Here is a 13,084-nt window from a genome sequence, read left to right as displayed (position 1 = left end):
TCCTCTACAATCTTAATCTATACATTTTATATATTGATATTATTTAGTTATATAGTTCTCAATAATTATATATTATATGACTTATTGATGTTATTTCTTGCTCTTAAACTTATGTATTTTTATATACTTTTACTAAAATTCCATATTTTTATTTTAAACTTGGTTTCATAGTTTTGACTACGTTTTGATAATTTCAATTTAATATTAACATATTGACCATCATTAGTAATTGATACATACATTTCATCTACATAATCTCCAATTTCATAACCACCAGCTTGACTATTTTCACCATTTAAAGAATTCACAAATAACTTATTTCGTCTTTCATTTAATATAATTTCTTTATTAGTTATATTTTCTTCATTATTAGTTATATTTTCATCTACATATCTACATTTTATAGATGTAGTCTTTTTAAATGCTTCTTCATCATTAGATACATTTATTATTCCCATAGAATTACTAATAATTCCTTCCATAGATTTTATGATTTCAAGACTTTGTTGTTGTAGTTCTATCTTATCTTCTATTCTTAGTTTTAAGTTTATTGTAAATACAAATACAGAATATAGAACTATTATCAGTATTACAATTGAAGTTAATGATATTACACTTTCTAAAAGTAAGTATCCATATTTACGTTTCATATTTTCCCTCTTTCAGAAGTACTCTTCCACTTACAGGTGTTATTGTTATAGTTTTTCTTAATCTATTATTATATATTTCTATTGTAGATGCTTTTTGAGGTGAGCCATCAGATTTAAACTTTATTATTTCAATACTTCTAGCTATTTTTACATTTTTAGGTAGTATCATTGATTTAATATTTTTGCCATCTTTTCTCAATACATAACCTTCATGTTTATCTTGATTTATATAGTATATATATGTATTGTAATTGCTAAACATATTAATCCGCCTAACATACCTTATATCTGAACAAAGTTGACGTGCAAATAAATTTATTTTATGATTTTCAAGATTATCTTTTGGAAAAGATAATGTAGCTATCAATAGTATTATACTGATAGATACAATTAATTCTATTACAGTCACATTCCTTCTTTTTTCAAAGTTATACACCCCTATACTTATATACACATACTAGTTTTTTTTCATCAAAATTCTTCTTTATATTTTCAATTATGTTTTGTTTAAGTTCTTCTTCATATTCTTCAATATCTTTGTCTGTGGGTTCAACAACATCTTGATTAATGATATTTTCATTCTTAGTTTTAAATTCATTTAGAACTTCATCCTTTTTAGAGACTTTATAATCATTGAATGTTTTATCATTAATTTTATTGTTATTAAATTTATCCATATAATCTTCAATGTCAATTCCTACCCATGGATTTTTAATTTTTACTCTTACTTTTATTACTTTTAAAAATTCTTTTTCTCTAACTGTACTTGCTATATCAAATTCAAAAAAGTCACCTCTATCATAGATAGTATTATTTTCTACCTTTAAAGAAAGCTCCTCTAAGTTACTATAAGATGTATCCTTTATTTTTTTTATACAATCAATCATGTTATTTCCTAAGAAATATTCTCTAAATTCGTCTTCATTATTAGCTTCATTAATGGCTTCCTCAACACAAGAAAGTACATTGCTTACTGATATTTCAATTCCACTTAAAGAAATTTCTTTTAGTTGAGTGTCTTTGTATTCTAACTCAAGCATATTATTATGTGTATAAATTAAACCTATGCACATAATGCACACAGTACTTATAATAGAAAATATTATCAATGCTATTATTAATATAGAGCCTTTATTTTCTAGTAACATAGCTATTAAACCTCAATTTTTTAATTTTATTTTTTATTTCTATATTTATTTCATAACATTGATAATAATCTAAAACTTGTTTTACTGTACTGCTAATTTCATATCCATTTATGTAATTTTTTTCTGTCTCATCTTCAATTGACTCATATTTACTATTTTGTATTCGATACTTCTCATCTTCTATATATTTTTTTGCTGTATTTAACATTTCTCTATCAGATATATTTCTACTAATAAAACTATAACAACTATACAAAGATGTAGAAACTAAATAAACAATCAAATATAATATAGTAATACTTATTATACATTCGATTGATATAAAACCACTCTTTCTTGTTTTCAATAATAAAAACTCCTAAGTAATATTTTATATATAAACGTGTAATTATAAGTTTTTTCATAAATATCTTTTGTAAGTTTTTTCATTGTAATCAAAATCTCCTCCTGTCCATATACAAATTAATACACCACCTTCATTCTTAATAGTATTAACTACGACTAATACTTTTTACTTGTAATAAACTTTACCCAAACAATTAATTACATTTACCTTTTTAAGTATTGTAAGATTACACCTCCTATATGCACATTTTTTATGATTTCTAATGCTTTTCCTGAATCTTTTGGCTCCAACATCAAAACATGCATAAATATTATTTCCTTTATATTTATTGACACCTAAATTTCAATTTATACTTTATAAATTAATAATTCCTTCGCCTTGTTTCATATATATACAACAAAAATTTAATTTTCCATTCTTTATGCTATATTACATCCAAAAGTTTGCAAATGTATGTTTTAAATTCTAAAAGTATGCATATTATTTTATTAGATAACAGTCAACTTGGATAAGTCTCCTTCATATAATTTAAAGTGACCGTTGAAAAGGGGGTGACCTATTGGCAGCTCTTAAATCTTTTGAAAAACCCTTAACCCCTGAAGAAGAGATTGAGTATTTAACTAAATTTAAAATAGAAAACGATAAAAGTGCAAAAGATACATTAATTGAAAGAAACATGAGATTAGTAGCTTATATAGCAAAGAAATATAATAATTCGACGGAAGACCAAGATGATTTAATATCCATAGGTACAATAGGATTAATTAAAGCTATAGAAACTTATAACATAGATAAAGGAACTCGATTAGCAACATATGCTTCTAGATGTATTGAAAATGAGATTTTAATGAATATTAGGTCTAACAAAAAAAATAAAACTCAAGTATCTCTACAAGACCCTATCGGAACAGATAAAGAAGGTAATGAAATAAGCCTTTTAGATATACTTGGTACAGAAGCTAACTATGTTCTTGATGAAGTTGAGCTAAAAGTTCAAGTTGGAAAACTTTATGAACAACTAAACAATATTCTTACTCCTAGAGAAAGAGAAATTGTCCAGTTAAGATATGGGTTAACTCCTTATGGCTATAAGACGCAAAGAGAAATTGCACAAAAACTCGATATATCGAGGTCATATGTATCTAGAATCGAAAAAAAAGCTCTTAAAAAACTAGAAAAAGAGCTTGTTCAAGAAAGTTAATACTATATTTTAAAAGGATATATCGTACATTATTAGACAAAACTTTCTATCTCAAAATCAAAGTTACGGTATATCCTTAAATTTTATAGTACATAATTTTATTGTATACTTTCACATATTTCCTTAAATATAGGTACTGCAGATTTATTTCCTTTTTGAGTTCCTTCTACTAATACAGTTATTACATATTTAGGTCTTTCTTCAGGATAAAATCCAGTTATCCATCCATGGTCTATTGCTTTTTTATTCAAACTACTTTGAGCTGTACCAGTTTTAACTCCACATCCACCCTCAATATCTTTCAAGTCTTTAGCTGTACCAACTCTAGACACAGACTTCATATATTCTTTAACTAGTGTACATACATAAGGAGAAATAAGTTCTTCCTTTTTTGCAGACTTATAAGTTTTTATTGTATTCATATCATTGTCCACAAGACTTTTATACAGGTATAATGGTTTGAATGTCCCATTATTAGCCATTATTTGAGTCATTTGATTTATTTGAAGTGGTGTAAATTCTATATTCTCTTGACCTATAGCTAAATTTCTTATTGATATGTTTTTTGGAGCTTCTCTAATTTTTTCTTCATCAAGACCAATATTAACCTTTTCAAATAAATGTAATTTTTCAGCAGATTTAAGTATCTTTTCTTTTCCAAGTTTCATGGCTATATCTAAAAATGCAGGATTGCATGAATTAGAAAAAGCTTGTCTTAAGTTTTGGAAACCATGACCATCTCTTTTATTACATCTTAGTATTTCATTAGTATTCCCAACTTTAGTCTTTCCTGTACAACTATAAGTATAGTTCTCATCTACAACACCATTTTCAAGTGCAGAAAATAAAACTACCATTTTAAATACAGACCCTGGTGGATATGTCGCCTTTATAACTCTATTTTCAAATTCCCCATTTTTTCCTTTTAAACTTTTTGATATGTCATTTTGGTCAAAATTAGGTCTAGAACACATTGCAAGAATTTCACCTGTAGAAGCTTCCGATATTACTACTGCTGTAGGGTTTTCTTCTTTATTTAGTATCTGTTCTAATTTTTTTTGAATATCATAATCAATGGTAGTTTTTAGATGTATATCTTTATCCTTATTATCAACAGTTTTTACACTTCCCTTTAGTATATTTAGGGATTTTTCATTTCCTGCATCTCCAGCTTTAAAAGCACTTATATACTTTTCATTTGAATTTCTAAGCACACTGTCCATACTTTTTTCAATTCCTGATTGACCTGATTTATCATCTTCTTTTATATATCCTATTGTGTGTGATAATAAACCATCTTTTGCGTATCTCATAGTTTTTTCTTCTACCATTATTCCATTTTTCTCAAGTTCTTTTTTCATACTCTTATCAATATTTTTGGTCTGAATCTGTATTATAGGGCGTGTTAATTGCTCTTGTACGGCTTTATATATATCTAAATCATCCATCTCAGTAGCTTTCTTAATAAGCTCTAAGATTCTATAGTTATTATTTAATTTTTCCTTTTCAACAACCAATACCTGAGACTTACTTATATCTGTAAGCTTCTTGTTGTTTCTATCGTAGATTATTCCTCTTCCACTATTTAACTCTACTTTCTCAATACTTTGTGATTCAACACTTTGTTTGTATTTATCACCTTTTAACACTTGTATATCAACTAGCCTATAAATTAAAGCACTATAAATTATTAAAACTATAGTAAATATACACCAGCTTCTCTTTCCCACTTTTTTCAAAAATGAAGTCTTCTTTTTTGACATGAAATCACCCCTTAGATAATTTCATTATTGACAATTTCTAAGGGGCTAATACTATCTTTATCAAATTTTTATTATTCTTCAACCTTTTCTTCTATAGCTTTTCTAAGCATATAATCTTTACCAACTTTTACTGACAACTTTAATTTCACTATTTGTCTAGGATGGGGAGCTGACTCTATAGCTTCTCCTTCTTCATTATACATTTCTTCAATTTTAGTAAACATAGTTTCTTTATATGGTCCCATAACTTCTATTTCATCACCAACGCACATTTTATTTCTTTGCTCAACTACAATAAGACCATCTTCATCTTCTGTTTCCCTAACTATACCTATAAAATCATAGTTTCTAACATATGATGCTGACTGATAATTTTGGTCTTCTGTTGTTGGTTTATTCAAGTAAAATCCTGATGTAAAATGTCTATGGCTACCTTTTTTTAACTCTTCCATCCACATTGGGTTGAACTTCCAGTTTTCTGGGTCTTTGTAAAATTCATCTATTGCCATTCTGTATGCTCTTACAACAGTAGCTACATAGTATGAAGTTTTCATTCTACCTTCTATTTTTAAACTTGTTATACCAGATTTGATTAATTCAGGTATATACTCTATCATACATAAATCTTTTGAGTTAAAAAAGAATGTACCCCTTTCATCTTCATATATTGGGAAATACTCACCAGGTCTTTTTTCTTCAACTAAGTGATATTGCCATCTACAAGATTGAGCACAAGAACCTTTGTTTGCATCCCTTCCAGTCATATAGTTGCTTATTAAACATCTACCAGAATAAGAGATACACATAGCTCCGTGCATAAACGCTTCTATATCCATATCTAAAGGTGTTTTTGCTCTTATTTCAGATATTTCATCAAAAGATAACTCTCTTGCCACTACAACCCTTTTTATTCCATGCTCATACCAGAAATTTGCACTTAAATAATTAGTTGTATTTGCTTGTGTACTTAAATGTATTTCCATATTCGGAATTACTTTTTTAATAACACTAAGCACTCCTGGGTCAGCTATTATAACTGCATCTATTCCTATCTCTTCTAACTCCAACAAATAATCTTCTAATTGTAGAAAATCTTCATTATGAGGTATTATATTTACTGTTACAAATACTTTTTTACCTCTTTCATGTGCAAAAGCTACTCCTTCTGCCATATCTTCCTTACTAAAGTTCTTTGCAGCGGACCTCATTCCAAAAATTTCTCCACCTATATAAACAGCATCTGCTCCATACGTTATAGCTATTTTCAATCTCTCCAAATCGCCTGCTGGAGCTAAAAGTTCAACCTTATTTAATTCCATCTACGTCACCTCTTTTACTTTCTTTATAACTTAGTGCTACACCATCACCTATTGGTATCAATGATGTACTTAAATAGTCACAATTACATATATAATCTAAATAACTTCTCATTCTTTTAACTATAGTTTTTTTTCTTCTTACAACAAAATCATCATGAGCAACCATACCTTTATATAAAATATTATCAGATACCAAAAGTCCACCATCTTTTAATTTATCTATAACTAAATCAAAAAATAGCTTGTATTGACCTTTAGCTGCATCTATAAATATAAGGTCAAATTCACCTTGGACTTGACTAAGTTTTTCTTCTGCATCTCCTTCTAGTATGGTTATGTTATTGTCAAATCCAGCTAATTTTATATTTTCTTTTGCTTTTTCTATCATTTTTTCATTTCTCTCAACAGTTATTATATCTGCATCTTTTCCTATAATACTTGCAAAAAAAATAGAAGAATAACCAATTGCACATCCTACTTCTAAAACTCTCTTTGGCTTTTGAACCTTTAATAATACTTTTAACAAATCTGAAACTTCTTTATGTATTATAGGAACACTATTTTCCTCTGCATAAATTTCCAAATCTTTTAAAAATCCTTCTTTTTCTTTTAATGTCACCCTTATATAATCTTCAACTAAGTCATTAACTATATTACTCATAAAAACACTCCCTAAAATAATAAACATTCAAGTTTTGTCTTAATTTATTATTTTTTAAATTCATATTGTTATATATATTTACACTTTCTTTATTATAAATCTAAGAATAACAATTTTCAATAAAAAAGCCCAACATTATTTTTACCCTGTCAGACTTTTTATAATCACTGTTTATTTTTTTGTATTTTCTTTATTTGTTGCTTTTGTATCTTTTGATTGCTTATCCCTTGCTTCTTTATATTCTTTAACATATTTTAAATGGTCTTGATAGTTTGTACTATAATTATTTCCACCATCAATCTTAGCTACAAAATATAAATAGTCTGTTTTATCTGGATATAGTGCTGCTTCAATAGATTTTATACCAGGATTTGATATTGGCGTAGGAGGCAATCCTTTATTTTTATAACTATTATATGGTGAATCAATTTTTAAATCATCATACGTTACAATTTTCTTTCTCTCTTCAAATATATATTGTATTGTTGCATCTGATTGAAGAGGCATACCTACCTTAAGTCTATTATAAAACACACTTGCTATTATTGGTCTATCTTTGTCAAGAACAGCTTCTTTCTCAATTATTGATGCCATTTCCATTACTTCTTGAAGAGTCATCTTTGATTCTTTTTGTTTCTTTTTAAACTTGTCCGCGTATTTACTGTCAAATACCTTTAACATTTCGCTTAAAATATCTTCTTCTGATTGTTTCTTTGAATTAAAATAATACGTTTCTGGATACAAGAACCCTTCTAAAGAAGTTATTCCATCTTCCTTTAAGTATGGAAATTTATTATAAAATTCTCGAGGTTCTTTTATTAGTTTTTCAAAAGTGGCTTTATCTCCTAAATTTTTATTTACTAACATTGCTATAATTTCTTTAGATGTAGCACCCTCTGGAATAGTTACTTTTAAACCATCCTGATATACTTTACCTGAAACTAAAAGACTTATTATATCATTATTTGAATACGATTGATTAAGTAAGTATGTTCCTGATTTTATAGATGGAGCTTTATTACTAACTTTTACCAAAAGTTTAAATAATAGTTCATTTTTTATTAGTTTATTTTCATATAATATGTCAGATATTTTTCCAACAGATGCTCCACTTGGAATGTCAATAATTACATCTTTTTTGTTATTTTTATCATAAGGACCTATTTGCATAAACACAAATATACCTCCTAAGATAATTAAAATAACAATTATTAATACTGCTATTTTTAATCTATTTTCTTTAAAGTTCATAATATAATCTACTCCTTATGTATATTTACCCATTTTCTATTATAAAACTAGATGCTTTAATTTTCAATCATCTTGTAGAATAAACTTATTTATATTGTAAAAAATGTTTTAAAATATATCTTTTTGCTATAATTTACAACTTATCAAAAAATAAAAAACCTAACATTATTTTTGACATGTTAGGTCTTTTATAATCACTTTTCTAAAATTTTCTAAAACTTTTTAATCTCATCTTTAGTTACAATACCATATATTAATTTATTTTTGTCTATTTTTACATCTACAATAGAATAGGAATCAACAAATCTGTCTTTTGCCAATGAAAGCTTTTGTTCATCATTATAATACATATAGGCTAAAACTTCACCTTCATTTACATAATCTCCAACTTTTTTTTCTAAAATTATCCCTGCTGATAAATCTAAAATATCATCCTTAGTTTCTCTACCTGCTCCAAGAATCATAGCTGATACACCAACATCTTCAGCTTTAATTTTACTTATATAACCTGATTTAGTTGATTTAACTGGATATTTGTACTTTGATTTTTTGAATAAAGAATAATTATCTACTACATCTTTATTACCACCTTGATTTTCTATAAACTCTTTGAGTTTATGTATAGCACTACCAGATTTTATTGATTCTCTTATTTTTTCAATACCATCATCAAAATCACGTGCTACCTTTGATAAAACCAACATATATGCTCCCAGTACTTCACATAGCTCAACAAGGTCTTTAGGACCATTTCCTTTTAAAGTCTCAATTGCTTCTATAACTTCTAAAGAGTTTCCCACTGCAAACCCCAAAGGTTCATCCATATCTGTTACAATTCCTATTGTATCTCTATTCATATCAGTACCTATATCAACCATAGATTTAGCTAGCTCAAAAGACTCTTCTAAGGTCTTCATAAATGCTCCATCACCAGTTTTTACATCTAACACAATTGCATCAGCTCCTGAAGCTAACTTTTTAGACATTACACTTGATGCTATCAATGATATATTATCAACAGTCGCTGTAACATCTCTAAGAGCATATATTTTCTTATCTGCAATTGCTACCTTTGCACTTTGACCACAAACTGCAATTTTGTACTTATTTACAGAGTCAATAAACTTACTTATCTCCATTTCTGTCGAAAAACCTGGTATAGACTCCAGTTTATCAATAGTCCCACCAGTATGACCAAGCCCTCTACCAGACATCTTTGCAACTGGTGCTCCACATGAAGCAACCAAAGGTATAAGAGCTATAGTAGTCTTATCTCCAACACCACCAGTACTATGCTTATCTACCTTTATTCCATCTATATCAGATAGGTTTATCATATCACCAGAGTTCATCATTGCTTCTGTAAGATGCACTGTTTCTTGTTTATTCATCTTATTTAAATAAATAGACATTAATAGTGCAGAAGCTTGATAGTCAGGTATATCCCCTTTTGAATAGTTTTCTATAAAGTAGTTTATTTCTTTTTTACTAAGTTCTAGCTTATCTCTCTTTTTTTTTATAATATCATACATTCTCATACTTCAAATCTCCATTCTAATCTGTAATAATTTAAATCAATCTTTAAATTTGAAAACATTTTTAAACGTGATAGTATTATAAAAAAACTGTCTTTTATTAGAAATAACTTTCTATATCAAGACAGCTCCTTATTAATTCTTTTCAAATCAAACACTGATTATTTTATTATAAATTTACTCAAAAAATTTATAATAATCTTTAATTTATAAATTTTTAACTGTTCTTTTAACTAAATTCATAAATTCTGATTTAACTTTTTGAGTGGTTTGTATTACTTCCTCATGACTTAGTGGCTGATTTAAGATACCAGCAGCCATATTTGTTATACAAGATATACCAATAACACTAATATTAGAATGTGCCGCTACTATGACTTCTGGAACAGTAGACATACCTACAGCATCAGCTCCTAAAATTTGAGCCATTCTCACTTCGGCTGGTGTCTCATAGTTTGGTCCGCTAAAAAACATATAAACGCCTTCTTTTACATCTATATTACATTCTTTAGCACAGTTTTTAACTATATCTACATATTTAAAAGAATAGGCATCCGACATATCTGGAAATCTAGCTCCAAATCTATCATCATTTTTTCCTACTAATGGATTATTTCCACTAAAGTTTATATGGTCTCTTATAAGCATCAAATCTCCTGCTTTAAACTCTTTATTTACGCCTCCAGCAGCATTGGTTACTATAAGAACCTCAACTCCTAAGGCTTTCATAACTCTTACAGGAAAAGTAGCTTCTTTCTGAGAATATCCTTCATAATAATGAAATCTACCTTGCATAGCAATTACTTCTTTTCCTTCAAGTTTTCCAATGACAAGTTGTCCAGCATGTCCTTCTACTGTTGATACAGGGAAATTTGGAATTTCACTATATTTAATTGTGACAGAATCTTCTATATCATTTGCTAAATCACCTAGTCCAGAACCTAGTATCAAACCAATTTTAGGTTTTATATTAATTTTAGAATTTATAAATTTACTGCTTTGTGCTATCTTTTCAAACATTCCCATCTCTCCATCCTATTAAGTTAAGTTTTTTAACATTTTATCATTTTCTAATTTAAAATAAATCTTCTTTAAAGCTTGACCCATGTTTAGGCAATTTTACATTTAGTATATCTGCAACAGTTGCTCCAATATCAGCAAAAGTATCTTTTACTCCTAAATTAAAACCTTTTTTAATCTTATTGCCATAAATCATAACTGGTATATATTCTCTTGTATGGTCTGTACCTTTATATGTTGGGTCATTTCCATGGTCTGCATTGATTATTAAAATATCATCTTCTCTCATATTAGCCATTATTTCAGGAAGTCTACTATCAAACTCTTCAAGTGCTTTCTTATATCCCTCTGGGTCTCTTCTATGACCATATTTAGAATCAAAATCAACAAGATTTGAATATATCAGACCTTTATTATCTTGTTTCATATAATTTAAAGTTTCATCCACTCCATCCATATTACTTTTAGTGTGGATAGCATCTGTAATTCCTTTTCCATTAAAAATATCTTCTATTTTTCCAACTGCTAAAACGTCAAGCCCTGATTCTTTTATATTGTCAAGAACTGTTGGTTCAAATGGGTCTAATGAATAATCTCTTCTATTTGAAGTCCTCACAAACTCACCTTTTTTCTTACCTATGAATGGTCTAGCAATTACTCTAGCTACTGCATTATCCCCCATCATTATTTCCCTAGCGATTTTGCACATATTATAGAGTTCTTCTAGGGGAATTACTTCTTCATTAGCAGCTATCTGAAATACACTATCAGCTGATGTATATACTATTACATTACCAGTTTTTATTTGATGCTCTCCATACTCATCTATTATTACAGTTCCTGAAGCTGGTTTATTTCCTACTACTTTTCTTCCAGTTTTTTTCTCAAACTCTTCTATTATCTCCTTAGAGAATCCATGTTCAAATGTCTTAAAGGGTTTGTCAACTATTATACCAGTCATTTCCCAATGACCTGTAGTAGTATCTTTTCCCTGAGACATTTCCTTACACTTTCCAAAACAACCTATTGGTTCTTTTATACTTTCAAAAAAATCTATACCATCTATATTGCCTATACCTAAATTTCTCATATTAGGAATCTGAATATCTGGATATTCCTTAAATATATTTCCAAGGGTACTTACATCCTTGCTATCACCAAATTTTTCAGCATCAGGTAATGCTCCTATCCCAACACTATCAATTACAATCCAAATTACTCTGCTCATATAAATATGCTCCTTCTAAGTTATAAAATTTGCTATACAGTTTATTTAGCCTCTGCTTTTTGTAATTCTATATCAATATCATTTCTAGGATGTTTTTCCTTTATTTCTCTTCTCACGTTTTTATCTATATGATTTAAATATACTTGCAAACTAGATAAATTAACATTTCCTAAAATTTTACTTACAACAGCAATGTTAGCACCTTCATTTAATAAATGAATTGCAAATGAATGTCTAAGCATTGTAGGATTTATATTTTTATCTATATTGGCTAAATTAGAATATTTTTTTATGACTTTCCAAAGACCTTGTCGTGTAAATCTTTGACCTAATGAGCTTACGAATAATGATTTTTCACCTTCTACAGCCATTTTAGGTCTTGCTTCTTTTATATACTTTTCTAAATAAAGTTTTGTAATATCACAAAGTGGTATCACTCTTTGACTTTTACAACATGAATTACAATATATATAATCAATGTCTAGGTCAACATCTTCTATATTCATCTCTACTAATTCAGATACTTTTATACCAGTACCATATAGTACTTCAAAAATAGCCTTGTCCCTAATCAACTTAGGAGTTGTTAGCTTTGGAAAATTTAATAGTCTTTCAATTTCTTCTTCTGTAAGTATATTTATATTTTCTTTTTTTATTTTAGGTTTTTTTATATCTTTTGCAGGATTATTTGTACATATATGATTTAAAAATAAATAATCATGAAAAGATTTTATAGAGGATATCATCCTCGCTATTGTAGCTATTGATACATTATCTTTTTCCAACTTTATTAAGTAACTTATAATATCATTTTCCACTATATCTACTAGTTTAATACTCTTTTGATTTATATATTCCATATATTTTTTTATATCCATAAAGTATGATGCCACTGTATTTTCTGATAATCGCTTTTTATCTTTTATGTAATCTATATATCCCTCTATAATATCCATTATAAA

At 27.8% G+C, this 13,084-nt stretch carries 13 protein-coding genes; 1 reads left to right on the top strand and 12 read right to left on the bottom strand.

What is annotated here, in order from left to right; genetic code table 11:
* Window positions 1-119 precede the first annotated feature (119 nt).
* From JJC02_05880 to JJC02_05865, 4 genes are read right to left on the bottom strand one after another with little or no spacing between them, the layout of a single operon-like run.
* Window positions 120-650: a hypothetical protein gene (locus JJC02_05880; protein ID UDN55702.1), complete on the bottom strand. Its 531-nt coding sequence runs from the start codon at window positions 648-650 to the stop codon at window positions 120-122.
* The gene (locus JJC02_05875; protein ID UDN55701.1) at window positions 640-1,059 is read right to left on the bottom strand and encodes a hypothetical protein; all 420 of its coding nucleotides are present in this window, start codon (window positions 1,057-1,059) and stop codon (window positions 640-642) included. Before JJC02_05875 ends, JJC02_05880 begins: the two co-directional genes overlap by 11 nt.
* 19 nt (window positions 1,060-1,078) lie before the next feature.
* The gene (locus JJC02_05870) at window positions 1,079-1,798 is read right to left on the bottom strand and encodes a hypothetical protein (GenBank protein ID UDN55700.1); all 720 of its coding nucleotides are present in this window, start codon (window positions 1,796-1,798) and stop codon (window positions 1,079-1,081) included.
* Entirely contained in the window at window positions 1,782-2,144 is a 363-nt protein-coding gene (locus tag JJC02_05865; protein UDN55699.1) for a hypothetical protein, read from the bottom strand. Before JJC02_05865 ends, JJC02_05870 begins: the two co-directional genes overlap by 17 nt.
* A gap of 559 nt (window positions 2,145-2,703) precedes the next feature.
* Between JJC02_05865 and sigK the strand changes: the two genes are divergently transcribed.
* A complete protein-coding gene (sigK, locus tag JJC02_05860) occupies window positions 2,704-3,345 on the top strand; it encodes an RNA polymerase sporulation sigma factor SigK (protein ID UDN55698.1) in 642 nt (213 codons plus the stop codon).
* 98 nt (window positions 3,346-3,443) lie between these two features.
* Here the strand turns inward: sigK and JJC02_05855 are convergent, their stop codons facing one another.
* The 8 genes from JJC02_05855 to JJC02_05820 all read right to left on the bottom strand — a co-directional run bounded on the left by JJC02_05855 (window position 3,444) and on the right by JJC02_05820 (window position 13,078).
* Complete coding sequence (locus JJC02_05855) at window positions 3,444-5,108, bottom strand: penicillin-binding protein 2 (protein UDN55697.1); 1,665 nt, start codon at window positions 5,106-5,108, stop codon at window positions 3,444-3,446.
* A gap of 71 nt (window positions 5,109-5,179) precedes the next feature.
* Complete coding sequence (locus tag JJC02_05850; GenBank protein UDN55696.1) at window positions 5,180-6,427, bottom strand: U32 family peptidase; 1,248 nt, start codon at window positions 6,425-6,427, stop codon at window positions 5,180-5,182.
* Window positions 6,414-7,088, bottom strand: a complete 675-nt coding sequence (locus JJC02_05845) for an O-methyltransferase (GenBank protein UDN55695.1) — start codon at window positions 7,086-7,088, stop codon at window positions 6,414-6,416. The genes JJC02_05850 and JJC02_05845 overlap by 14 nt, the downstream gene beginning before the upstream one ends.
* A gap of 171 nt (window positions 7,089-7,259) precedes the next feature.
* Entirely contained in the window at window positions 7,260-8,339 is a 1,080-nt protein-coding gene (gene mltG, locus JJC02_05840) for an endolytic transglycosylase MltG (protein ID UDN55694.1), read from the bottom strand.
* A 212-nt stretch (window positions 8,340-8,551) separates the two neighbouring features.
* A complete protein-coding gene (locus tag JJC02_05835) occupies window positions 8,552-9,877 on the bottom strand; it encodes a pyrimidine-nucleoside phosphorylase (protein UDN55693.1) in 1,326 nt (441 codons plus the stop codon).
* 204 nt (window positions 9,878-10,081) lie between these two features.
* Window positions 10,082-10,900, bottom strand: coding sequence for a purine-nucleoside phosphorylase (locus tag JJC02_05830; protein ID UDN55692.1), 819 nt, complete (start codon window positions 10,898-10,900; stop codon window positions 10,082-10,084).
* Window positions 10,901-10,949: 49 nt separating this feature from the next.
* Window positions 10,950-12,122 carry a phosphopentomutase gene (locus JJC02_05825; protein UDN55691.1) on the bottom strand — a complete coding sequence of 391 codons (1,173 nt, stop codon included), beginning with the start codon at window positions 12,120-12,122 and terminating at the stop codon, window positions 10,950-10,952.
* Between the two features lie 41 nt (window positions 12,123-12,163).
* Window positions 12,164-13,078 carry a tyrosine-type recombinase/integrase gene (locus tag JJC02_05820; protein UDN55690.1) on the bottom strand — a complete coding sequence of 305 codons (915 nt, stop codon included), beginning with the start codon at window positions 13,076-13,078 and terminating at the stop codon, window positions 12,164-12,166.
* Between the last annotated feature and the right edge of the window lie 6 nt (window positions 13,079-13,084).

This window comes from Clostridioides sp. ES-S-0054-01 (genome assembly GCA_021561035.1).
Classification (GTDB): domain Bacteria; phylum Bacillota; class Clostridia; order Peptostreptococcales; family Peptostreptococcaceae; genus Clostridioides.
Note: the sequence above shows the minus strand (reverse complement) of the source record. Positions and strands in the feature narration are given on the sequence as shown.